The organism is Pedobacter cryoconitis, from assembly GCF_003259615.1.
Classification (GTDB): domain Bacteria; phylum Bacteroidota; class Bacteroidia; order Sphingobacteriales; family Sphingobacteriaceae; genus Pedobacter; species Pedobacter cryoconitis.
Map to the genome: position 1 here is coordinate 1 of NZ_QLLR01000026.1, position 24,185 is coordinate 24,185.

25 protein-coding genes are annotated in these 24,185 nt (G+C 40.4%); 14 read left to right on the forward strand and 11 right to left on the reverse strand.

Annotation, left to right across the window (positions count from 1 at the left end; translation table 11 throughout):
* The 3 genes from LY11_RS19895 to LY11_RS19905 form a co-directional block, all read left to right on the forward strand.
* Positions 1 to 320, forward strand: a 320-nt coding sequence (locus LY11_RS19895; protein WP_211321613.1) for an IS3 family transposase, incomplete at its 5' end; no start/stop codon positions are given.
* A gap of 139 nt (positions 321 to 459) precedes the next feature.
* Positions 460 to 885: a hypothetical protein gene (locus LY11_RS19900; protein ID WP_111635389.1), complete on the forward strand. Its 426-nt coding sequence runs from the start codon at positions 460 to 462 to the stop codon at positions 883 to 885.
* Positions 851 to 1,267: a hypothetical protein gene (locus LY11_RS19905; protein ID WP_111635390.1), complete on the forward strand. Its 417-nt coding sequence runs from the start codon at positions 851 to 853 to the stop codon at positions 1,265 to 1,267. The genes LY11_RS19900 and LY11_RS19905 overlap by 35 nt, the downstream gene beginning before the upstream one ends.
* Positions 1,268 to 1,295: 28 nt before the next feature.
* On the opposite strand, the gene LY11_RS19910 is transcribed toward LY11_RS19905, so the two are convergent.
* Positions 1,296 to 1,634, reverse strand: a complete 339-nt coding sequence (locus LY11_RS19910) for a hypothetical protein (RefSeq protein ID WP_111635391.1) — start codon at positions 1,632 to 1,634, stop codon at positions 1,296 to 1,298.
* Between the two features lie 110 nt (positions 1,635 to 1,744).
* Between LY11_RS19910 and LY11_RS19915 the strand changes: the two genes are divergently transcribed.
* Both LY11_RS19915 and LY11_RS19920 read left to right on the forward strand, forming a co-directional pair.
* Positions 1,745 to 2,299 (forward strand): NUDIX domain-containing protein, encoded by a 555-nt coding sequence (locus LY11_RS19915; RefSeq protein WP_111635392.1) that lies wholly within the window; start codon positions 1,745 to 1,747, stop codon positions 2,297 to 2,299.
* Positions 2,300 to 2,305: 6 nt separating this feature from the next.
* On the forward strand, positions 2,306 to 3,040 hold the full coding sequence (locus LY11_RS19920) for a lysophospholipid acyltransferase family protein (RefSeq protein WP_111635393.1): 735 nt from the start codon (positions 2,306 to 2,308) through the stop codon (positions 3,038 to 3,040).
* A 44-nt stretch (positions 3,041 to 3,084) separates the two neighbouring features.
* On the opposite strand, the gene LY11_RS19925 is transcribed toward LY11_RS19920, so the two are convergent.
* Both LY11_RS19925 and LY11_RS19930 read right to left on the reverse strand, forming a co-directional pair.
* The gene (locus tag LY11_RS19925) at positions 3,085 to 3,834 is read right to left on the reverse strand and encodes a LytR/AlgR family response regulator transcription factor (protein ID WP_111635394.1); all 750 of its coding nucleotides are present in this window, start codon (positions 3,832 to 3,834) and stop codon (positions 3,085 to 3,087) included.
* Between the two features lie 18 nt (positions 3,835 to 3,852).
* Entirely contained in the window at positions 3,853 to 4,878 is a 1,026-nt protein-coding gene (locus LY11_RS19930; protein WP_111635395.1) for a sensor histidine kinase, read from the reverse strand.
* Positions 4,879 to 5,214: 336 nt separating this feature from the next.
* Here LY11_RS19930 and LY11_RS19935 point away from each other — a divergent pair, with 336 nt between their 5' ends.
* From LY11_RS19935 to LY11_RS19945, 3 genes are all read left to right on the forward strand, one after another.
* Positions 5,215 to 5,490, forward strand: a complete 276-nt coding sequence (locus tag LY11_RS19935; protein WP_111635396.1) for a hypothetical protein — start codon at positions 5,215 to 5,217, stop codon at positions 5,488 to 5,490.
* A 164-nt stretch (positions 5,491 to 5,654) separates the two neighbouring features.
* Positions 5,655 to 6,032: a BlaI/MecI/CopY family transcriptional regulator gene (locus LY11_RS19940; RefSeq protein WP_111635462.1), complete on the forward strand. Its 378-nt coding sequence runs from the start codon at positions 5,655 to 5,657 to the stop codon at positions 6,030 to 6,032.
* Positions 6,029 to 7,894 (forward strand): M56 family metallopeptidase, encoded by a 1,866-nt coding sequence (locus LY11_RS19945; RefSeq protein ID WP_111635397.1) that lies wholly within the window; start codon positions 6,029 to 6,031, stop codon positions 7,892 to 7,894. Before LY11_RS19940 ends, LY11_RS19945 begins: the two co-directional genes overlap by 4 nt.
* Positions 7,895 to 7,974: 80 nt before the next feature.
* Here the strand turns inward: LY11_RS19945 and LY11_RS19950 are convergent, their stop codons facing one another.
* The 4 genes from LY11_RS19950 to LY11_RS19965 all read right to left on the reverse strand — a co-directional run bounded on the left by LY11_RS19950 (position 7,975) and on the right by LY11_RS19965 (position 13,214).
* Positions 7,975 to 8,745 (reverse strand): succinate dehydrogenase/fumarate reductase iron-sulfur subunit, encoded by a 771-nt coding sequence (locus LY11_RS19950; RefSeq protein ID WP_111635398.1) that lies wholly within the window; start codon positions 8,743 to 8,745, stop codon positions 7,975 to 7,977.
* A gap of 23 nt (positions 8,746 to 8,768) precedes the next feature.
* Positions 8,769 to 10,748 carry a fumarate reductase/succinate dehydrogenase flavoprotein subunit gene (locus tag LY11_RS19955; protein ID WP_111635399.1) on the reverse strand — a complete coding sequence of 660 codons (1,980 nt, stop codon included), beginning with the start codon at positions 10,746 to 10,748 and terminating at the stop codon, positions 8,769 to 8,771.
* A gap of 29 nt (positions 10,749 to 10,777) precedes the next feature.
* Positions 10,778 to 11,458: a succinate dehydrogenase cytochrome b subunit gene (locus LY11_RS19960; protein WP_111635400.1), complete on the reverse strand. Its 681-nt coding sequence runs from the start codon at positions 11,456 to 11,458 to the stop codon at positions 10,778 to 10,780.
* Between the two features lie 220 nt (positions 11,459 to 11,678).
* The gene (locus LY11_RS19965; protein WP_111635401.1) at positions 11,679 to 13,214 is read right to left on the reverse strand and encodes a Do family serine endopeptidase; all 1,536 of its coding nucleotides are present in this window, start codon (positions 13,212 to 13,214) and stop codon (positions 11,679 to 11,681) included.
* A 276-nt stretch (positions 13,215 to 13,490) separates the two neighbouring features.
* Here LY11_RS19965 and dapF point away from each other — a divergent pair, with 276 nt between their 5' ends.
* Positions 13,491 to 14,306, forward strand: a complete 816-nt coding sequence (gene dapF, locus LY11_RS19970) for a diaminopimelate epimerase (RefSeq protein ID WP_111635402.1) — start codon at positions 13,491 to 13,493, stop codon at positions 14,304 to 14,306.
* Here the strand turns inward: dapF and LY11_RS19975 are convergent.
* From LY11_RS19975 to LY11_RS19990, 4 genes are all read right to left on the reverse strand, one after another.
* Entirely contained in the window at positions 14,303 to 16,558 is a 2,256-nt protein-coding gene (locus tag LY11_RS19975) for a helix-turn-helix domain-containing protein (protein WP_111635403.1), read from the reverse strand. The genes dapF and LY11_RS19975 overlap by 4 nt on opposite strands.
* Positions 16,559 to 16,605: 47 nt before the next feature.
* Complete coding sequence (locus LY11_RS19980) at positions 16,606 to 17,298, reverse strand: response regulator transcription factor (protein ID WP_068404157.1); 693 nt, start codon at positions 17,296 to 17,298, stop codon at positions 16,606 to 16,608.
* A 12-nt stretch (positions 17,299 to 17,310) separates the two neighbouring features.
* Positions 17,311 to 19,137 carry a sensor histidine kinase gene (locus LY11_RS19985; protein ID WP_111635404.1) on the reverse strand — a complete coding sequence of 609 codons (1,827 nt, stop codon included), beginning with the start codon at positions 19,135 to 19,137 and terminating at the stop codon, positions 17,311 to 17,313.
* A 149-nt stretch (positions 19,138 to 19,286) separates the two neighbouring features.
* Positions 19,287 to 19,655, reverse strand: a complete 369-nt coding sequence (locus LY11_RS19990) for a DUF3127 domain-containing protein (protein WP_041887175.1) — start codon at positions 19,653 to 19,655, stop codon at positions 19,287 to 19,289.
* A gap of 71 nt (positions 19,656 to 19,726) precedes the next feature.
* Between LY11_RS19990 and LY11_RS19995 the strand changes: the two genes are divergently transcribed.
* From LY11_RS19995 to LY11_RS20015, 5 genes are all read left to right on the forward strand, one after another.
* Positions 19,727 to 20,932, forward strand: a complete 1,206-nt coding sequence (locus LY11_RS19995; RefSeq protein ID WP_111635405.1) for a THUMP domain-containing class I SAM-dependent RNA methyltransferase — start codon at positions 19,727 to 19,729, stop codon at positions 20,930 to 20,932.
* Between the two features lie 181 nt (positions 20,933 to 21,113).
* A complete protein-coding gene (locus LY11_RS20000) occupies positions 21,114 to 21,365 on the forward strand; it encodes a helix-turn-helix domain-containing protein (protein WP_111635406.1) in 252 nt (83 codons plus the stop codon).
* A gap of 38 nt (positions 21,366 to 21,403) precedes the next feature.
* Positions 21,404 to 22,057 (forward strand): HD domain-containing protein, encoded by a 654-nt coding sequence (locus LY11_RS20005; protein WP_111635463.1) that lies wholly within the window; start codon positions 21,404 to 21,406, stop codon positions 22,055 to 22,057.
* Between the two features lie 45 nt (positions 22,058 to 22,102).
* Positions 22,103 to 23,359, forward strand: a complete 1,257-nt coding sequence (locus LY11_RS20010) for a putative DNA modification/repair radical SAM protein (protein ID WP_111635407.1) — start codon at positions 22,103 to 22,105, stop codon at positions 23,357 to 23,359.
* Position 23,360: 1 nt separating this feature from the next.
* Positions 23,361 to 24,146, forward strand: a complete 786-nt coding sequence (locus tag LY11_RS20015; protein ID WP_111635408.1) for a TIGR03915 family putative DNA repair protein — start codon at positions 23,361 to 23,363, stop codon at positions 24,144 to 24,146.
* Positions 24,147 to 24,185: the final 39 nt, after the last annotated feature.

Below are 24,185 nucleotides of genomic sequence, written 5' to 3' on the forward strand. Positions count from 1 at the left end.
AGCTGATTTTTCATTCTGACCGCGGAGTTCAGTACGCTTGCAACGAATTCAGATGCTTACTGGAAAAAAATCCTTTGATCATCAGAAGCATGAGCAGAAAAGGAAATTGCTGGGACAACGCAGTAGCGGAGAGCTTCTTCAAGACGCTCAAAGCTGAATGTGTGTATCAGCATAAGTTCACAGACAAAGAGCAGGCAGCACTCATCGTTTTTGAATATATAGAGACTTGGTATAACCGTAAAAGATTACATTCTACACTGGGGTACTTGTCCCCAGAAGAATTTGGTAGAAACTTAAATAAACAAAATATTGCCGCTTAACTAAATGTCAACTTTAATGTTGCAATTCCAGAACCCTTAGGATAAGATTCAGATATACCTTTTCTTATACTTTTAGACAGGACTTTTAGCAGAACTGCATTATAAGATTAACTATATTATTAGACTAGAACAGATTAAAATGCTTAGTCAAATAGCTGGTAACGATTTTATTCTGGCTGTAGTTGATAAAATTGGTTTCACATCCGGGGATGCTTCAGTAACTGGTGGTTTAACAAGTGATAGAGGCGGCCCGACTAGTGTTGATTATAATCGCTGGACAAATTATCCAAATATTGCAGCTCATGAATTTTTCCATATTTTGGGATTAGATGATCTATACAATGCTACGCAGAAAACCAGTCTGATGTATTATATGGGTGGTAAAAATAGATTACAGGTGTCAAATACTGAGAGAACATTGATGAATGATTATTTAATTCATGAGATAGAAAACATGTATAAAGGTTCTTATGCTAATCCAGGGCTTGACACAAGAAATAAATTGCAGAAATTTTTAAATAACTCAAAGTATGGTTTCAAATTTAATAAAGCTAAATTTAGGTAGTTTGCTTATTTGCGTTGTTATTGCATGTTCAAGTAATACGGGTAGAGAAAACACTCAATTAGTCAAAACATTAACTGATACCTGCGGAGATTTAAGGAAGTATACCGGCAGCTTTATATTGTCTGATGTAGGGTGTTCTGGTTGTCATTCCGCTGGAGAAAAAAGGACATTCTCTGATATCCCAATATTTTCAGAAGTAGCTGCAACTGATAGCTTAAAATTAAGCGATTACATATTTAAAACAAAGCACGATAGTCTATACACTAAGGAACCTATGCTTAAGGAGCATGGCAATAAAAAGCTCGACAGCCTAAGTGAATGTCAGAAAAAAAGCTTGATCCACTATATCAAGGATTCCAACAGAAAGATTCCTAAGATATAACATACACTTGGTTATATTTTTGATCCTTTTACCAGATATATGTATTTAATCTTTCTCCGAGTTCCGCGAGTTCCGCGCGAACTTCAACGGTGATTTCTATGGAATGACAGTACTCGTCATCTTCGAGGACTTGTTTTAGTGCGGCTATTCCAAGTTTAAGATCATCTTTGAGCTCTTTGGTTGGCCATACGTAAATTCGGCCGAATTGTACAAGACAGAATGCGGCAGCCCGGAGGACATCAGCACTGTCTTTATGGAGTTCTTCTGACAGGGTTTTACGAACGTGAGCTGCCAGACCTGTTTTTTTCATCATCGTGCCGTACCAATCCGCGGCAGGGTCGTTATCCCATGGTTGATCTCCCCACATATGGTTGTGTTTTTATTTGATTAATAATAGAACAGCTGAGTTTGCAAATTGTTGCATGGTTTAGATTTACAGTTCCCTTATACTTTTTAGAAATTTTGTAACTTGCGGGCATGGAAGAGCACAATCCCTGGACTATTCTGGATAGCCAAAAGATTTATGAGAATAACTGGATTGGGGTTACGGAACATCAGGTGCTTAATCCGTCTGGCGGAAAGGGTATTTACGGGGAGGTACATTTCCGGAATTACGCAATTGGTATCTTACCGCTGGATCAGGACATGAATACGTGGCTTGTGGGACAGTATCGTTTTCCGCTGAAGGCTTATAGCTGGGAGATTCCTGAAGGAGGCGGCCCGTTAGGCCTGGAACCGCTGGATAGTGCCAAGCGTGAGTTGCAAGAGGAAACGGGATTGATTGCGACCGAATGGACAGAGATACAAAGGATGCACTTATCCAATTCGGTAAGCAATGAGCTGGCCATCATTTATATTGCAAGAGGCCTGACCATGGGGGAAGCCGAACCGGAAGAGACTGAAGAGCTCGTTTTGCGGAAGTTACCGTTTGAGGAAGCTTATCAAATGGTTATGGACGGGGCAATTACCGATAGTATGAGCGTTGCAGCTTTACTGAAAACTAAAATATTATTACTCGAAGGCAAACTATAAAATTATATGAACAAATTTTTGGGATATATCTTTACTCCCGTATTTTACTTTTTCTTTTTCCTGACACTAGTCGTTTTTCAGCCCGTTCAATGGGTGTGTTTCCGCCTTTTTGGTTATAAAGCGCATAAGGTATCGGTTGATTACCTGAATTTTTTCCTTACTTATTGCCAGGTGTTTTTAGGCAATTCAATCACCTTTGTGAACCAACAGGAGCTGCCAACTGACAGACCCATTATTTTTGTGGCTAATCACCAGAGTATGTATGATATTCCCGGGATTATCTGGTTTTTAAAGCGCCACCATGTCAAGTTTATTTCAAAGATTGAACTGACTAAGGGCATTCCTTCGATTTCTTTTAACCTGAAGTATGGGGGTGGCGCAAATATCAACCGTAAGGATAGTAAACAGGCCGTTTCTGAAATCATTAAGCTTGGCAGAAGGATGAAAGACAACAATTGGTCAGCGATGATCTTTGCGGAGGGTACAAGGGCTAAGGATGGCCTGATGAAGCCTTTTCATGTTGGAGGGATTGCTACTTTATTGAAAACGGCCCCTGATGCGCTGATTGTCCCGATCGCAATTGAAAATTCCTGGAAGATTGTACAGTATGGGGCTTTTCCGCTAAGTTGCGGAGAGAAGATCAGGTGGACTGTTCTGCCGCCTGTTCCAACTGCAGGCCTGAACCCGGAAGAATTAACATTGGCAGCCGAACAGGCCATCAGGAAGTTCCTGAAGCAGTAGTCCGGCTGTTAAATTGATAGACAGGTTATTTCTGGCTGATACTTTTAGATATTTCTATTCTCTATTCTTTTGAAAAACTCATCACGGTAGGTATCTCCTATAGGGATGATCTTTCCGCAGATGGCAATACGGCTGCGTTCTATGCTTTCGATCTTATCCAGGGCAATGATATAGGATTTGTGTACCCGGATAAATTGAGTAGAAGGTAATGTTTCTTCCATCTTCTTCATGTTCTGAAGCGTGATTACCCTTTCGTTTTTAGTGAAAATAGAGATATAGTCTTTCAGTCCCTCGATGTAAAGGATGTCACTGAGTTCAATTTTCTGAATTTTGTGCTCAGTCTTCACAAAGATAAAATCCTGAACAGGCTGGATCGCCGCTGCAACGGGTGCCGACACAGGGGCAGGCACAGGAGCCGGTACTGCTTCAGCATTGCTTTTATGCTGGTTATGAACCTTCTCTACAGCTTTATAAAAACGATCAAAGGCGATTGGCTTCAGCAGATAATCTGATACATTTAAATCATAACTCTCCAGCGCATATTGTGAGTAAGCAGTTGTCAGGATGTATTTGGCTTTGTTATTGGCAATTTTAAGGAACTGAATCCCCGTCAGGTCAGGCATCTGAATATCCAGAAATACCAGATCGATTCCTCCCGCCTGAACAAGCTGTAAGGCTTCAATGGCATTTTCAGTCCTTGTCACCAACTCCAGAAAGGGCACTTTTGAGACGTAATCCTCAATAATATCAAGCGCTAAAGGCTCATCATCTACAGCTATACATTTTAGTGTCATTGTAATAGTTTTATCTTTTTATATGTCAAGCATGAGCTCACTTGTATAATGGGTAGCCGAATTTACGATATTTAACTTATACCTTTCCGGATAAAGTAATTGTAACCGGCGCTCCACGTTATTCAGGCCCACCCCTCCTACTTCATCCTTATTTCCGTTACTTTTCTTGTTCGTAATACTGAAATGCAGGATCTTCTGGTTTGCAATGATATTAATGCGGATTGGGTCTTTCGGATCATTAGCCACCCCGTGTTTGAAAGCGTTTTCTACGAAGGAAATCAGGATTAAAGGAATAATCTGCTGATTATCTATCTCCCCGTTCAGGGTGAGTTCCACAGCAGCACCATTTTTAAATCTTAGTTTCTGAAGCTCAATATAACTTTGTACATACTCAATCTCCTTACTCAAAGCAACCCAGCTATCGTTACTCTCATAGATCATATAACGCATGATTTCCGCCAGTTTTAAAATGGCATCTGCTGTTTTATCGGATTTCTGATAGGCCAGCGAATAAATATTATTTAAACAGTTGAAAAGAAAGTGCGGGTTAAGTTGTGATTTTAAGAACTGCAGCTCCATGTCTTTCCGCTCTGTTTCCAGGCTGCGCTGAATACGGATGTTGCTAAACCAGTCGAGCATAAACTTGATCAGACAGCTGGAAATGATGAAAAAGCCAGAGATAAATACCGAGCTGATCATGTACAGATTAATGTCCGTGTGTTTGGTCACCCCGGTTTTAGGATTGGTCTGCTCCAGCATCACATCGCGGTACAGTAAAGCCAGTCCCGTCTTTAAAAACATCATGACTATAATCAACCCTATAATAGAAAGTACGTAGATCCAGTACTTTTTCAGCAACTGGGGGATAAGAAGCGTGTAGTTAATATAAAATATAGAGATATTGATAATGGAAAAATAGCAGATCCCCACAAGAATGTACTCCTTTGTCATCCGCTCTTTACTGAAAAATATAATCAGGGCCATAATAACCCCAAGAAATAACCAGTAAACAGAATGTACAATCAGTGCTCTTTTATCTTTCATTTGAATTTTGTCGTTTAAAAAAAGAAGTCGGCTATAGCGACTGCTCAAAGTAATGAAAGTAACGTTTTTAAGCCATAGGTTTCGACGAACTGGCATTTTTTTTCTACCAACGCCCGAAAACAGGATATTCCGGACTTATGGGCAAAATAACCCGTTGATCTATAATTATATCCACTTGGTATAATACATTTTCACAACATTAATTTTATAAGTCTATTTGTTTCATCAAAACGAAACAATTATGAAACCATCATGTGCAGCACTACACAATCCGAAGTGAACAAAATAAACTAGCACATGATAGCTTCATCACCGTTAAAAAACAAATATAATCCTATGAAAACAGCAACTCTTCAATACATCGACACTACTGTAAACAATAGCCTGGCTGTTTCATACCAATCAAAAATCAACGCTTTAAATAATATAGCCTCTTATACCATGAAAAAGTTAACGAATGTCTCTCCTTTTATATTATTGTTGATCCCTGTTTTTGTGATGATGATTTTTGCCATAACAGGCCCTTCAAATATGACCACAGGTAGTGAAATCACTGCTAAAGCTGCACCCGCAAATGAAGTTGCGAAAGTTTCAGCATACCAGGGAAGATAAACCTCCCCTTTTCTCAAGAATTTAGTTTTTAGTTAATAGTTAAAAAAATGGTGATTGGATGATCACCATTTTTTTTGTGCTTATTCTTTGAAACTAAAGGATTAGTTCATACATTTATATAACTAGTTTTTTAGTTACAGCCTAACCACAAGAATATGGACCCTATAGAAATTAAAGACTTAACAAAAGCCGAAGAACAAATCATGCAGATTGTCTGGCAAATTGAGAAAGGATTCGTCAAAGAGGTGATGGATTTCCTGCCAGAACCAAAACCAGCTTACAATACCGTATCCACCATTATCAGAATATTGGAAGTTAAAGGATTTATTGGCCATGAGGCCTTTGGAAAAGCACATCAGTACCATGCCCTGGTATCCAAAGAAGATTATAAGCGTCACGCCACAGCAAAACTACTCGGCGGTTACTTTGAAAACTCCGTAGAAAGCATGTTCTCATTTTTTGTGAAGGAAGAGAAAATGGACGTAAGTGATGTAGATGAAATTCTTAAAATGATCAGCAAACTTAAAAATAAAGCAAAATGACCTGGGCCCACTATCTCCTGCAGGTAAATATATACCTGGTTATATTTTACGCATTTTACAGCTTGCTGCTGGCTAAAGAAACCTACTTTCTGCTCAACCGGATCTACTTGCTTGCTGCGGGCACGCTTTCTCTGGTCATTCCATTTCTAAGACCGGAGTGGTTTGTCAGACAGCCTGCCGCACAACAAATTAAAATCAGCATAGACCAGCTCACCATGATGGCCCAGGGGACCATATCAGCCGATCAGGGACAACATGATAAGCTCATAACCGTATTAGTCTGGACCTACCTTGCAGGGACCCTTTTTTTCCTGTGCAGGTTCGTCTATCAACTAATTACCATACAAAAACTGCTGAAGGGAAATTCAACAGGCATGGCCTTCTCTTTCTTTCGTCAGCGCGTTATTGACCATGCACTTCCAGGGCTGCACACGATTGAAAAACATGAAGAAATCCATAGCCGTCAACTCCATAGCTTCGATGTCCTGTTCTTCGAACTTATAGGCGCATTGGTATGGTTCAACCCTATTATTTATGCCTACAAAACTACCATAAAACATATTCACGAATACCTCGCCGATGAAGAAGCCGCCCGCTTTCAAGGGGACAAAGAAAGTTATGCCCTGCTGCTTTTAAGCCGGGCCATGGGAGTCGGCCAGCACGTGCTAACCAATAGTTTTTTCAATAAATCACTCCTTAAAAAACGAATTATCATGCTTCACAAACAACGCTCCGCTAAAACAGCAATATTGAAATATGGCTTGTTTTTACCCCTGTTCGCAGTTACTTTACTTTTCTCTTCAGCGGTGATCAGTAAAAATGAAAACCTGAAAACTGTTGCCGAAAAGATTGAAGCTCCGGTTTCCGCTGCTGAGGCCATTCTACCTGTTTTAATCCACAGCAATACGAATAATACCAATAGTATACAGCAAACCGACGAATGGACTCCGCTTTACAGTTATTTAGCTAAAAGCATTAAATACCCAGCAGTCGCCTACCAGCGTCAATTGCAAGGGAATGTTCATATTAATTTTACCCTTCAAAACGGTGAGCTTAAAAACATCGGTGCAGGCACGCAGCTTGGCGCAGGATGTGATGCTGAAGTGATCAGAGCCATTTCCGCATTTGATGGCTTTAAGTCGGTAAATAATGGCAAATACAGCCTTACAGTTGCCTTTCGTTTAAAGGATGCAGCAACTCCGTTAAAGAATAAAAACGCCGCTGCAATGAAAGGATATAAGCTTTTAAATTTAATTACCATCACTGGTGCGGCTGCTCAGGGCGAGCAAACAGCTGAGGCTAAAGAAGAGCCCGTTTACGATTATGTGACGCTGACTACTCCACCATCTTTTCCGGGAGGAATGGCCAACTTCGATAAGTTCATTTCTAAAAGTGTGAAATATCCTGAGCAAGCTTTAAAAAACAAGGTTGAAGGTAAAGTATTTCTCTCTTATATCGTAGAAGCAGATGGACGACTAACAGATATTAAAGTTGTCCGTGCCCTTGGATCAGGAATGGATGAAGAAGCAATCAGAGTACTAAAACTTTCCCCGAAATGGACACCTGGTTATAATGGCAGAGAGCCGGTAAGGGTTAAATTCAATCTGCCGATCAGCTTTACTTTAGATCAGGAAAAAGTTAAACAGGAAGATAAGCAAAACCAAAGCGGCAGTATTGATATAATTCCGAAACCGATTTATGTTGTGGATGGCAAACGTCTGACCGATCAGACAGACCTGAAAAATATAGATCCCAGTGACATTGAAAGTATGAATGTCTTAAAAGGTGAAGCAGCCCTGAAACAATATGGCGAGGCAGCGAAGAATGGAGTTGTGGTCATTACGACCAAAAAGAAAGGTTAAAAAAATAAGGATTTAACACAAAACCCCTGCTATAAAAGCCGGGGTTCTGTGTTAAATCCTTGTCTCGTTGTCTAAATCTATTAAACTTCTTCCTCAGAAACAAATTTTGCGGAATAAAAGTCTCTGTTCATCCGTGCAATATTCTCTAAAGAAATTCCTTTAGGGCATTCAGCCTCACAAGCACCAGTATTGGTACAGTTACCGAAACCTTCAGCATCCATCTGTGCAACCATACTCTGTACACGACGGTAACGTTCTGGCTGACCCTGAGGCAATAATGCCAATTGTGAAATCTTAGCCGAAGTAAATAACATTGCAGATGCGTTTTTACAAGTAGCCACACAAGCACCGCAACCAATACAAGCTGCCGCCTCGAAAGATAAATCTGCCTGGAACTTAGGGATTGGCAGTGCATTCGCATCTTGCGCATTACCCGTATTCACTGAAATAAACCCTCCTGCTGCAATAATTCTATCGAATGCAGTACGATCTACCGTTAAATCTTTAATAACCGGAAAAGCTTTCGCTCTCCATGGTTCTACCACGATAGTATCACCATCTTTGAAAGAACGCATGTGCAATTGACAGGTAGTAATACCCTCTTTTGGTCCATGTGGTCTTCCGTTAATATACATTGAACATGCACCGCAAATACCTTCTCTGCAATCATGGTCGAAAACTACTGGTTCTTCACCCTTATTAATTAGCTGCTCATTTAAAACGTCGAACATTTCTAAGAAAGACATATCAGGAGAAATTTCTGATATTTTGTAGTCTACCAAATTACCTTTGGCTTTGTTATTCTTCTGACGCCAGATTTTCAGCGTTAAATTCATATTTCCTGTACTCATGATATTGAGATTTTAGTACTAGATTATTTATAACTTCTTTGTGCAATTTTGATGTTTTCGAATTTCAACTCCTCTTTATGAAGTTCAAACTTAACATCATCCTTGTATTCCCATGCAGATACGTAAGCATAGTTTTCATCATCCCTTAAGGCTTCACCTTCTTCAGTCTGATATTCTTCTCTGAAGTGACCTCCGCATGATTCATTTCTGTTCAAAGCGTCCATACACATCAGCTCACCTAACTCGATAAAGTCAGCCACACGGCCAGCTTTCTCTAATTCAGGATTGAATTCTTCTGCTATACCTGGAACACGTAAATCAGACCAGAAATCTTTACGCAATTGCTGTATTTCTACAATCGCTTCAGAAAGTCCTTTTGCATTACGGGCCATTCCACATTTTTCCCACATGATCTTACCTAATTTCTTGTGGAAGAAGTCTACAGATTTTGTTCCTTTAATCGAAATGAATTTATCAAGGATAGCTTTAACACTAGCTTCTGCCTCTACAAATGCAGGGTGATCCAGAGGAATTGCTTTAGTAGCCAATTCTTTAGAAATATAAGAACCGATAGTATAAGGGATTACAAAGTAACCATCCGCAAGTCCCTGCATTAAAGCAGAAGCACCTAAACGGTTAGCACCATGGTCTGAGAAGTTAGCTTCACCTAAAGCATATAAGCCCGGTATAGTAGTCATCAGGTTATAATCTACCCATAGTCCGCCCATTGTATAGTGAACCGCAGGATAAATACGCATTGGTAAGTCATAAGGATCTTCACCGGTAATTTGTTTGTACATGTCAAACAAGTTTCCGTATTTCTCTTTGATAACGTCACGGCCTAAGCGCATGCAGGTTTCTTTATCCGGATTGTGGATATTGTGTACTGAAGCTTCAATACGTCCGTAACGCTCTGTATTTGCTTTGAAATCCAGGTATACAGCCAGTTTAGAAACACCAACACCGTAACCAGCGTCACAACGCTCTTTGGCAGCTCTTGAAGCCACATCACGTGGAACAAGGTTACCGAAAGCAGGATAACGACGCTCTAAATAATAATCTCTTTCCTCTTCAGGAATATCTGTTGCTTTACGCTGATCGTCTTTTTTCTTAGGAACCCATATACGTCCGTCATTACGTAATGACTCAGACATCAGGGTTAATTTCGACTGGTGATCTCCTGATACCGGGATACACGTAGGGTGGATCTGGGTAAAACAAGGATTACCAAAGAAAGCTCCTTTTTTGTGTGCTTTCCAGGCAGCAGTCACGTTACTTCCCATTGCATTGGTAGAAAGATAGAATACGTTTCCGTAACCACCAGTTCCTAACAATACCGCATGACCGAAGTGACGTTCCAGTTCACCTGTAATTAAGTTACGGGCAATAATACCACGTGCTTTACCTTCAATTTTAACAACTTCAAGCATTTCATGGCGGGTAAACATTTCAACCTTACCCATACCGATCTGACGCTCTAAAGCACTGTAAGCGCCTAATAGCAATTGCTGACCCGTTTGTCCGGCAGCATAAAAGGTACGCTGAACCTGAGTACCACCGAATGAACGGTTATCCAGTAATCCACCATACTCTCTTGCTAAAGGAACACCCTGAGCCACACACTGGTCAATGATATTCGCACTTACTTCAGCTAAACGGTGAACGTTTGCTTCACGGGCACGGTAATCACCACCTTTAATTGTATCGTAGAATAAACGGTAAACACTGTCACCATCATTCTGATAATTTTTTGCTGCATTGATACCACCCTGAGCTGCAATAGAGTGCGCTCTTCTTGGTGAATCCTGGAAACAAAAACATTTAACTTTATATCCCATTTCGGCCAAAGTTGCTGCTGCCGAAGCACCTGCAAGTCCTGAACCTACTACTACAATTTCTATACTTCTTTTATTCGCCGGATTAACCAGAGGCATTGAAGACCTCAGTTTAGTCCATTTCACGGTCAGTTCCCCTTCCGGTATATTTGCATTAAAATCTGCCATTTTATTTAGCGTTTTATACGTTCGAAATTTTATTTAATAAGTCCTGTATGCACTGCAATAGGCATAGCTGCAAAAAGTAAGGCAACGATAATCGAATACCATACACCAAAGCCTTTGATAAGCGGACTATACTTCTTGTGATTCCATCCTAAGGTCTGGAATGCAGAAGCGAAACCATGTAATAAATGGTAAGCTAAGGACGCCATTGCAAGGACATATAAAATCACGATCCAAACATTTTGAAAAGTCTCTCTCATTACTGCGTACAAATCTTCATGTCCATTTGCATCTGTTGTCGGGATACCTGTAAAACGAGATACTACCCAAAAGTTAGATAAATGCACAATCAGGAAGATTAACAATAATGTCCCTAATAATCCCATGGAGCGGGAGTACCATTTACTATTTGCATTTCCATCATTCACTGCATACTTTACCGGACGGGAAGCCTGATTTTGAAAAGTCAGACGAAGGCCCTGTACAATGTGTAAAAGCAAACCAACCATCAGTATAACTTCTGACCCTCTGATTAACCAGTTTGTAGCCATGAAGTGAGCACCAAGATTGAATGTTAAACCACCGTCATTCAGAAATATCAACGAATTGATAAAGCAATGCACAATTAGAAATAAAATAAGAAACAGGCCGGTGATACCCATTATTAGTTTTTTTCCTATAGACGAGGAAAAAGCGTTTCCGAAACTAGCCATTAGATTTATATTTTTGAGTTCTATTCCTGCAAAAGTATTTAATAAATGACTTAATTTATACAAGAATTCCAGTTAAAATCAATAAATAAACTATTTAGAAACGTTCTAAGTTTTATGCTTTTAGGGGGTTATTGTGCAAATTACACGAACATGGGGCCATAAAAAAACCGGGAAGCAATTGTGATTGCTTCCCGGTTTTAAATCTTTAAAATCTGGTACTTTAGTTAAAGCTGAAAGTGTAATTCCCATTAGGTCCGATTCCCGCTACAGTCGTCTTTCCGTTTTTAGAAGTTGGCAATGCTGCCTCCACATCTTTCGCACTGTTCACTGGTTTACCATTGATACTGGTCACTAATAATCCTTTTGGGATGTCCAGGTTATCAAACGCCTTACCAGGCTCAACAGCAGTGACTACAACTCCGCTTTTAGCGCCAAACTTAGCTTTAATTGCTGGCGATGCCGGTGCAAATGAAGCGCCAAGTTTACTCATTGTTGTTCCTGTAGTTTTTGCAGCAACACGCGTTTTCGCTTTATTTAAACTTTCATCACCTTTTAAAGTAACGTTTACATTCTGTTCTTTTCCGTCTCTTGAAATTGTCAGCTGCACTTTATCACCAGGACTCATACGGCCAATTTTTTCCTGAAGATCAGGAGAAGCAAAAACCTCTCTGCCTTCTACTTTTTTGATAATATCCCCTTTTTTAATTCCTGCTGCTGCGCCACCACCGTCTGGCATCACATCATTTACATACAGTCCTGAGACATCACTGATTTTCAGGTTTTCTGCTGCATCAGCATTCAATTCCTGGAAAGTAACACCTACATAACCGCGTTTTACACTACCATATTTTTTGAAATCTTCCAAGATCTTTTTAGCAAGGTTTACAGGAATAGCAAATCCGTATCCTTCGTTTGTACCAGTCTGAGAAGCAATCGCAGCATTGATACCAATCAGCTCACCATTTGCGTTTACTAACGCACCACCACTGTTTCCAGGATTAATGGCCGCATCAGTCTGAATGTACGATTCAATTGCACTGTTTGTTCTTGCAGGTGCTTTACCAGTACGTTGGTATTCTTCATATTCCTCTTCAGTAGGCTGCTGATCTCTGTTTAAAATACCGATTGCACGGGATTTAGCACTAACAATACCAGCAGTTACCGTGGTTTGTAAATCTAATGGGAAACCAACTGCCAATACCCACTCTCCTACCTGAACGTTATCAGAGTTACCCATTTTTACTACTGGTAAGTCTGAAGCATCTACTTTGATTAAAGCAAGATCCGTATTCGGGTCCCTGCCAATTACCTTAGCTTCTACTTTACGGCGGTCTGAAAGAACGACCTGAATTTTATCTGCGTTATCTACTACGTGGTTGTTGGTTACAATATAACCATCAGGCGTTAAGATGACTCCTGAACCAGAAGCTGCTCTTGGTGCACGTGATCTTCTGCCGCCACGCCCGCCAAAGAATTCTTCCATCATATCCATTGGAGAGCCTGCGCCTCCTGCGTCTGAACCTTCTGCTTTAAATGTTGTTCTGATATGAACTACTGCCGGGGAAACCGCAGCCGCAGCCTGAACGAAGTCAACTGCCCCCGTTGAAGAAATTTTTGATGGGTTACTTGCAAAAAGAACATTTTGCTTTTCAGTTAGTGTCATTCCGTTTGAACTGCGTTCAAACATTTTATAACCGCCAATTGCCACTGCACCTCCAATGAATGCAGCTAAAACTATTAATGCTATTTTTTTCATCAGTTTATAATTGTTTTTTAATGGTTATGAAGCTATCATGTGCTACTTAGTTCTGTTCGCTTATATTTGTGCTGTGCTGCACATGATGGTTTCATCAGTTTGTTAATTTATGTATTTAATGGTATCGAAGCTTGCATGGGCCTAACTTTATTCAGTAATTTGAGCATTCAAACTCATGCAGGTTTCATTTGTGTGTGTTTCTTTGTTCGTATTACTCAAAGTTAATACCAATACAACGATATTTGTGTCACCGAAGCATCCCTTAATTGTTAAAAAATGTTAAATACCAAACCCACCGATCCGTCAAAACCACATTTCTATAAATACCAGGGTGCAGGCAATGATTTTGTTTTAATTGATAACCGCAGCCAAACATTTCAATATAAGGATAATAATATTGTCCACCAACTGTGTGACAGGCGTTTTGGCGTTGGCGCAGACGGTTTGATGCTGCTTCAGAACCACTCAGAATACGATTTCGAAATGATTTATTTCAATGCAGACGGAAACCTGAGCAGTATGTGCGGAAACGGGGGAAGGTGTATTGTCGCCTTCGCTAAACACTTAGGAATCATAGACACGCAAACTAACTTTCTGGCAGTTGACGGCCCTCATTATGCCAAAATTTCAGCAAAAGGCAATTGGGTAGACCTGCAAATGATCGATGTTCATGAAATCAGCAGAGACGGGGAAGCCTATGTGCTGAATACCGGTTCTCCGCATTATGTAGCACAGGTAACTGCGCTTAAAGAAATGGATGTCTTTAAACAAGGCAGCAAAATTCGTAACAATACGACTTACAAAAAAGAAGGGATTAATGTAAATTTCGTAGAAGACAAAGGCGATCACCTGTTTGTACGCACTTTTGAACGCGGTGTAGAAGACGAAACTTTTGCCTGTGGGACCGGAGTTACTGCTGTTGCATTAGCTATAGCTAAACATCATGGTAAAACTGGCAGCCAGGTAACCGAAATAGAAGTACTCGGCGGGAACCTGCGTGTTGGCTTCGATTATGACGGACATGAATTCACCAAAGTGTTTCTATGCGGGCCGGCAGAACTGGTTTTCGAAGGAAATATTAAACAACTCTAGTTTTCAGCCAGATGGGCAGCAATGCCTATCTTGATTTCCCCGAAAGTAAAGCTCTTGCCCAGATGATCTCTGATGGGTGCTAAACTCATAGTTTTCAATTGCTTGATAGCTTCAAGGATATTGTCCAGCTTTTTACGGCCCAAAATATCCTTCGCAGAAATCTCCTGTAAAGCCACGTAATGTGCTAAGTGCCCTTCTATAGTACCTATCACCATTTTCCGTTCTTCAGCGATTTCCAGAATAGTTTTCCCTTTTAAAAACAGCTCCAGAGAAACTACTTTTGTATCTTCTTTTGGTGCTTTAGGCGCAGCTGTTTTCTTCGGCCTTTCCTTTTTAGCTGTAAAGTCCAGTTTATTCGGCATCGCATAAACAGATTTCATCTGTGCTTCACGCTCTTTCTGATTCAATAAAGAACCGACATCAGTTTTCGTGAAATCCGTTCCGTTGATAGTCGCTTGTAACAGTCCGGTAGCCTTTCTTATCTTTTTGAACTGCTCATAAAACAACGATTCCATTTCCAGTAACTCAGTCAGGAAAGCTGTGACCTGTTTATCCTGTTTCACCAGCTCCATCCTTTCGAAAATACGTCTGGAAAGATCCAGGATCAGCGGATTAAAATAATTCTCTGCCGCTGTAGTTCTCACCAATAGATTAGCCAGCCCCTCAGCAGACTGGTCATTACATAAACGCTGAAGCTGCGTTAAGAATTTATTCGCATTGGCCTTAATTTCACTCAGATCTTTGAGCAGCAGCTGCGCCCATTTAACATGCTTTTGCTTCGCAGACTTATTAATGTCCTTGCTGTAAGAATGCACATGTTCATAAACGTAATTATCAAGCGGTGTTAAATCAAAACAAGTGATCAGATAACTTTTCAGGAAAATCTGGCTCTCCTGGGTGATCTGCTCCTTCAACTCTTCTTCTTGCTGTTTGTTCTTGGAGAACAACGCCACATTCTGGTCCTGCCTGATCCCCGTTCTTGAAATCTGAGAAGTCAGCACTAAACCATCCAGCGACCGCAGACGTGACAATGCCACATAAATCTGTCCCGGTGCAAAGGCATTCCCAATATCAATGATGGCCTTATCAAAAGTTAAACCCTGGCTTTTATGTACCGTGATTGCCCAGGCCAGCTTAATCGGATACTGGATAAACTTACCAATAACCTCTTCCTCAATCTCGTTCGTAACCTTATGATTGCTGTATCTTATATTTTTCCAGGTAAACTTTTCCAGGATAATCTTTTCTCTTTCCCCTTCTGTTTCTACCTCTATACCATCGTCACCCAAACGAATAACAGTGGCTATTTTTCCATTGAAATAACGGCGGTCCCCACTCTGGTCATTCTTGATAAACATAATCTGGGCACCCAGCTTCAGTTCAAGCAGATGTTCGGCCGGATAAGAGTTTTCAGAAAACTCATCTTCTACGGTGGCCTTGAAGAAATAAGACTTCCCGCCAAGCTCTTCCAGGCTCTTTTTATTTAAAGTATCCGCACGTTGGTTATGGGTAGTCAGGGTGATGTATTTATCATCTTTTGCAGGCTCAAAACCTGCTTTATAATATTTCTCCAGCAGCGTGATGTTCTCTGCTGTGATTTCATTATTTCTCAGGTTATTTAGCAGATCAATAAATACAGAATCTGCCTGTCTGTAGATCTTCTCCAGTTCTATATATACCGGAGGATTGTGGTACAGTGCATGTGCATCAAAGAAATAAACACTTTTATAAAACTCGCCCAAAAGCTGCCACTCGTTAGATTTGACAACCGGAGGCAACTGGTGAAGATCTCCGATAAACAAAACCTGTACGCCTCCAAAATTGTTGTTGTTCTTTCTGATATAGCGCAGCACCATGTCAATCGCATCCAGTAAATCTGCACGCAGCATACTCACCTCATCGATGATCAATAATTCAAGGTCCTGAAATATCCTTCTTTTGGTGGTGTTCATCTGCAAATGACGAACAATAGATCTTGGGGTATTATACTGCTGATTAACAGGCTCAACGGCAGGTTGTTTTGGCAGGTAAGTCCCAAACGGCAGCTGAAATAGGGAATGGATCGTTACCCCTGCAGCATTGATCGCAGCAATCCCTGTAGGGGCTACAATAACCGCTTTTTTATGCGTCAGCTCAATTAAATTTCTCAAAAATGTAGTCTTCCCGGTTCCCGCCTTCCCCGTAAGGAAAATGTGCCTTGAAGTATAATTGATAAATTTAGCCGCTAGCTCAGCAGGGTTGTATTCACTCATATTTTGCACCTATTTTGAAAAGCAAAGGTACTAAAGCTTTCTAGAAACTAATTAATCAAAAGTTTGTAGCCTTTGCCATGTACATTTAAGATCTCTACTTTCGGGTCTTCTTTTAAGTATTTACGGAGTTTGCTCAGGAACACATCCATACTTCTTCCGTTAAAGTAATTGTCATCATGCCAGATACTTAGCAAAGCTTCTTCGCGTGTAAGCACTGCATTTTGTTTTAAGCATAACAACTGTAACAACTCGGCTTCCTTAGTGGAAAGTTTCTGCTGCTGCCCGTTATGCTGAATCAGCTGTGTGGTATAATCAAAGGTATAACTGCCAATCTGGAACTGAGACTGAACCGGTGCGGCAACCTTGGTTTCCTTTGCAGATACACGTTTTAATAAAGCATTGATCCGAAGTAAAAGTTCTTCTATCCGGAAAGGTTTGGTAATGTAATCGTCACCCCCTAAATCGTAGGCAGAGGCTTTATCTTCCATCATTGCTTTTGCCGTCGCAAAAATAATAGGGATATTTTCATTGACCTTCCGGATTTCTTTACCCAAAGCAAAACCATCCTTTTTAGGCATCATCACATCCAGGATACATAAATCGAAAGCCTGTTTATTGAAAGCGCGCAGCCCTTCCTCACCATCTACACATAACACTACATCAAATTTACCCTTTAGTTGTAAATAGTCCTGCAGCAGCATTCCAAGATTAGGATCATCTTCTACCAATAGAATTTTCATATTAATATCGTGTTATTTTAGGGGTATAATTATTTCAAATACTGTTCCTTTATCCTTCTCACTTTTTAACTTTATTGTTCCGTTCATTTGGGTAATGATGTCCTGAACATAATTTAAGCCGAGCCCAAACCCTTTTACATCGTGTAAATTTCCCGTTGGAACTCTATAAAACTGATCAAAAGCACGTTTGCATTGCTCTTTTGTCATTCCGATCCCTTTATCCTCAATATCTATATACAAACATTTACCAGCACTCCTTGTACTTAATATAATCTGAGGCGGGTCAATACTGTATTTGTTTGCATTGTCTATTAAGTTATAAATTACATTTGACAAATGCAGCTCATCCCCTGTGACCAGCGCGTTGGATGCGTTAAGGTTTAAGGTCAAAGTAGCTTCTTTTTTCTGTAACTGAAGGCTCATGCTATCTGCCACAGCTGCAATCAGCTCATTCATTTCTACATCTTCTTCCTCTAACTTCAATTCTTTTTTATCCAGCCTCGCAATACTCAGCACGCGTTCAATATGGTTGCCCAAACGAACATTTTCATCGTATATAATTCCCGCAAGCCTGCTGACACGTTTCTTATCCTCCTGAATTTCAGGGTCCCGAAGTGCTTCACTGGCAATCATGATCGTAGAAACCGGGGTCTTGAATTCATGGGTCATATTGTTAATGAAATCAGTCTTCATTTCAGCGATCTTTTTCTGTCTCAATATCGCATAAAGTGTATAAGAGAAAATAGAGATCAGCACAATCAATAAACCGGCAGAAGAGGCCATCGTTACACTCAGGTTGTTAAAGATGGCCGCGTTTTTATTCGGAAAGTTAATATATAACATACCGGGATCTCTCAGTACATCATTGCTGAAAAGGGCTGTTTTATAAGTATTGGCGGGTAATATCCCCCCGCTCAGTGAAGATATTTTTCGGAATACCAAGCGGTCACTGACCAGGCTTTTCAACCAGAAGTCATACGTTAGGTTGATGTTTTTATTCGCCAGTTCTGCCCGAAGTAAAGTATCAAGAGTACCCTTCGAAACACGCTGCGCCAATGGAACATCCAGCTGACTCATTTCTTTAGCCGCAGCTTCCAGCACATTAAAACTACCTTCATCCAGTAAACGTACCGTATCTGCCTGTAATTCCTTCAAAGCATGATTTCTTCGCCTGGTGGCAATCTCATCTTCTACTTTGAATTTTAACCGCATATCGCCATTCAAACTAGGCAAAGAAACCCTTAATGGCCTGCTGTCATAACGGCTATAGACCAGGTACCGGATACTGTCCGGCAATTTTGTAGGCTCTATATCAAACGTTTTAACAGAGCCAAGCCTGAAAGTTTTCTGCACGTTACTTCCAATCATATTCAGATTGGCATCAAAACCTACATTCACATCCACATTCAGCGGAGTCGTTGCCCGGTTTTCCAGGGCATAGAAATCAGTTTCAGAAATTATAGTCGGGCTCAGGTACATTTTCCGGATCATTGCATCCTGATAATTGAGCTCGTCAATCATTTGCTTGCGCTGATCGTATTTTCTTTTTCTCTCTAATTCTTTGTATTTCTGATCCAGGTCAATGAGCTGGCGGGTACGGTCACGGCGTTGATTTTCTTCCTTAATCCGCCATTCCAGATCTTTCTTATTGATATGATTTACCGCGTTTAAACGTTGCACCTTATCGGCAACAGCGCTTAATACCTGGTTAACTTCCTGTTCAAAAAGCTGAGATTTAAGCCTGTAAGCTTCCCTGATGTAATACAACTGCATTACAAACACGCCAAGCAGAGCTATGGTCATGAGGGCGGTGATTAACCAAAGACTTCTCTTTTTCATTCTCGAAAGTCAAAAATAAGCATAGACTGAGGCAATAAGTTCTATTTTAACAAAATTTAACACGTAAGGTTCAAATGCCAGGCACAAAAAAAAATGCCAGGAAATAATTCCTGGCATTTTTATACCACTCCATGTTTCTAAAAAGATGCTTAGAATGGCAGGTCATCTTCCTCACCCGGTGCATTGTTTAAATCTGCAGGGGGAGCATATTGTGGAGTTGAAGCCGCTGCACCACTATTTGTCAGTGCATTGATACGCCAAACTACTAAACTATTAAAATAAGAAACTTTACCCATTTTATCTGTCCACGGACGACCGCGCAGATTGAATGAAACTTCTACATCATCACCGGTTTTCAAGCTATCAAATAAAGCAGTTTTATCTTGTAAAGCCTCGAACCTGATATATTCAGGATAAGTTGGGTTTTCTGCATATTCAATAATGAGATCACGCTTTTTAAAAGTCTCACTCACCTGCTGTAATGCACCGATTTCGTGCACTTTTCCTTTTAATTCCATAACAATAACTCTTTTATTCTATTGACTAGTTCAAATCTCTATATTATTATTGATAACTTAGCACAATAATTATGCAAGTTTTCCACAACAAAAGTAAGGTTATTTTAACCTGTAACAAAAGACTTTCGCCTTATTTGGTAGAAGAGGTAAAAGCGCTTGGCTATGAAATCGTAAGAGATTTCCCTACGGGAGTAGAGCTTAACATCACACTGACAGAGTGTATTAAACTAAATTTAAACTTAAGATGTGCCAGCCAGATCTTATACTGTTTAAATAGCTTTAAAGTCAATAATCCAGAAGAATTATACCGTGAACTGGTAGATATGCCATGGGAAGATCTGATTGATTTTTCAGGGTATTTTTCGGTGACTTCCAACGTAGATAATCCAACAATAACAACCCCGCTATTCACCAATCTGAAAGTTAAAGATGCGATTGTTGACAGAATAAAAGACAAAAAAGGAATGCGTCCGAATTCAGGTTCAGATGCAAACAAAACTGTTGTCCACCTGTACTGGAAAGACGACGAAGCAGATATTTTCATCGATACTTCAGGAGAAACTTTAGCGAAACACGGTTATCGTAAAATTCCTGGAAAAGCACCGATGCTGGAAGCGCTTGCTGCTGGTGTGGTGATGAGTACAAACTGGGATCAGAAATCACCATTTATCAACCCGATGTGCGGTTCAGGAACACTGGCAATTGAAGCTGCATTATTAGCGACAAACAGAAGACCTGGTTTATTCCGCATGAACTATGGCTTTATGCACGTTTTGGGTTATGATGAAGAGGTATTCTTCGCAGAACGCAGAATTCTTAAAGAACAGGTGATCAAAAATATTGATTTACAGATTGTCGCAACAGATTTATCTGAAGATGCGGTTGACATCAGCCGTAAAAATGCACAGACTGCTGGTGTGGATACGCTGATTACTTTTGAAGTTTGCGATTTCGCAGATACGCCGGTTCCTGAAGGTGGAAAAGGTGTTGTGGTCTTTAATCCTGAGTATGGAGAACGTTTAGGTGTTCACTCTCAACTGGAACTGACTTACAAACGTATTGGTGATTTCCTGAAAAAAGATTGTAAAGGTTACAGTGGCTATATTTTCACAGGTAATCCTGATCTGGCTAAAAAAATCGGATTAAAAGCATCACGCAAGGTTGAATTCTACAATGGTAAATTAGATTGCCGTATGATGGAATATGAATTGTATGATGGTACGCGCAGAGCTGAAGAAGAAAGACCTCAGCCTAAAGAGCATAAAGCAGAAGATTAAATCTTAAAAAAAGAAATATATTAGACTTGTCCGCCCGGACAGGTCTTTTTTTATGGCATAAAAGCAGAGGTTGTAGCTAGGTTGTGTTGCATGTTAACCACCACAAGGAATATTTTTTTTAAAATCCGAAATCCGTACACTTTTCAATTACGTTAGTTAATCAACACGACTAATTTAGATTATGAAAGACCTCCTGGATTTAAAACCGGAAATTGTAGCCACTAACATCAGAAAAGTGAGAGAGTTTAGGAATTATACGCAGGATTACCTGGCCGCCAAGCTGACAATTTCTCAAAATGCTTATAGCAAAATTGAATTGGGCTATAGCAAACTTACTGTAGAAAGATTATTCCATATTGCATCTGTATTGGATGTCAAGGTAACAGAGTTAATTGCGATGGATCATAGCCGTGGCGTACGTTTAGAGCAATAATGAAATAATCTGAATTATAATATCTTTGTTTCATGCAAATGGACTTTGATATTATAAAAGAAAAAACAATCAGTTTTGTAAAAGATACTCTTCAGGGAGCAGAGGCTGGTCACGACTGGTTTCATATTGAAAGGGTTTACAAAACTGCTTTAGGTATCCATACAAAAGAGGGTGGAGATTTACTTCTGGTCACCCTTGCTGCTTTATTACACGACATCGCCGATAGCAAGTTCAATAACGGCGATGAAGAAATCGGGCCGAAAATGGCAGGTAACTTTCTGCACTCACTCGGCCTTACCGAAGCGATGATTCTGGAAGTACAGCAAATCATCAGAAATCTGAGTTATAAAGCAAGTCTCGGAAAAATTGAATTCTCTTCTAAAGAGCTCGACATTGTTCAGGATGCAGACCGCTTAGACGCGATCGGTGCCATCGGAATTGCCAGGGCCTTCACTTATGGCGGTTATAAAAACAGGGTACTCTACGATCCGGAAATCAAGCCAGAGCTGAATATGAGCAAAGAAGCTTATAAAAATTCTGAAGCCCCTACGATCAATCACTTTTATGAGAAACTGCTGCGCTTAAAAGACCTGATGAAAACCAGGACAGGAAAAGAGCTTGCTGAACAAAGACACCAGTTCATGCTGCTTTACCTGGAACAATTTTATTCAGAATGGGAAGGGAAAAGCTAAAATAATTAGTATTTAAATGCTATATTTGTTAGTAAATATAGCATTATGTCTGAACGTCTTAGAGAAAAGCTGAATATTCTGGCTGATGCCGCCAAATACGATGTATCGTGTTCATCCAGCGGAGGAAATAGAAAAAATGACAATAAGGGTTTGGGAGATAGTCATGCTTCCGGGATCTGCCATACTTATACCGAGGATGGCAGGTGTGTTTCCCTGTTGAAAATCCTGCTGACCAACCATTGCATTTTTGATTGCGCCTACTGTGTTTCCAGAAAAAGCAATGATATCACAAGAGCAGCATTTACGGTCGAAGAGGTTGTAGAGCTGACGATGAATTTCTATAGAAGAAATTATATTGAAGGCCTGTTTTTGAGTTCAGGAATCTTCAAGAATGCTGATTTTACGATGGAGCGCTTGCTTAGGGTCGTAAAAAAGCTCAGACTGGAAGAGCGCTTCAATGGCTATATCCATTTAAAAACAATTCCCGGCGCAAGCGAAGAGCTGATCAGGGAAGCGGGTATGTATGCAGACCGGATGAGTATTAACCTGGAAATGCCTACTGAAAGCGGCCTTAAATTGCTGGCTCCTGAAAAAACGCATCAGCAGGTAACCCAGCCGCTGGGCTTCATCAAAAATCAGATTGTACAGTTCAAAGAAGAGCGAAAAATCATCAAAAGTACGCCCAAATTTGTTTCTGCAGGCCAGAGTACACAAATGGTGATTGGTGCAACCCCCGAGACTGACAAGGAGATTATGCAGACCGCAGCGCTGTTTTACAAGGATTTTTCACTAAAAAGAGTCTATTATTCCGGATATATTCCGATCAGTTACGACAACCGGCTTCCGATGATCGGTTCTCAGCCCCCATTAATCAGAGAAAACAGGTTATATCAAACAGACTGGCTCATGCGCTTTTATGGCTTTCATGTCAATGAACTGCTGAATGACGCGAACCCGCACCTTGATATTGACATTGATCCTAAATTAAGCTGGGCTTTACGTAACCTGCAGCATTTCCCGGTGGATATTAATGTTGCAGCCTATAAAGTCATCCTTCGGATTCCCGGAATCGGGGTTACTTCTGCAAAAAAGATTGTACAGGCGCGTAAATTCGGGAAACTGCGGATAGATCAGCTTAAAAAAATCGGGGTAGCTTATAACCGGGCCAAATATTTCATCAAATGTGCAGATAGCCCCTACCAGTTAAAGGATTACCAGGGAAGCCAGATTAAATCATTTATACAGGCCGAAAGTCAGAGTAAATACCTGAAGTACGATACCAGCCAGCTTATTCTTTTTTAAAATGTATAACTACGTATTTGATGGAAGTTTTGAGGGGCTGTTATGTGCCGTATTTAACTGGTTTGAACGTAAACCCGGGCAGGTAAAGCTCCAGACTGAAGCCACTTTCCAGCCGGATGCTTTTATGCCTTGCCTGCAAATCGTGAATGAACGGGAAAAGGCTGACCGGGTCTGGAGAGGCCTGCAATCCAAATTATCCAAAGCTTCGCTTCGTAAGTTTTATTGCACCTATCTCTCCGAACTGGAAGAAGGGTATACTGCATTATTTGAGTTTGCCTGTTATCTATTTGCAGAAGGCCCGGCTATAGAAAATAACTATGGCAATCCTTATGTACTGGCCTTAAGCAAAATAGCCAAAAAAGTAGAGCGCGAAAAACACAGGATGGAAGCTTTTATCCGCTTTCAGCATAATGCAGACGGTATATTCTATTGTGGAATTGATCCGGATTTTAATGTCCTGCCTTTAATTCTCACCCTTTTCAAAAACCGGTACGCAGATCAGCAGTGGATCATTTATGATTTGAAAAGAGACTATGGTTTATTTTATGACCTGAGCAAAGTCGAAGAAATCAACATCGATTTTAAGCAGCAGCCAAAAACAACAGGAATAGCAAACCCTATCGTGTCTGCAAAGGAAAACCTATATGCCCTGCTTTGGAAAGACTACTTCAAAAGCACAAATATTCAAGCCCGGAAAAACACGAAATTACATGTACAGCATGTACCCAAAAGATACTGGAAATACTTGACTGAAAAACAATTTGAGCAGGATCAGCCCGAATTCTAAATTTAATATTCCGTTTGATTATTATCTCGTAAATTGCCC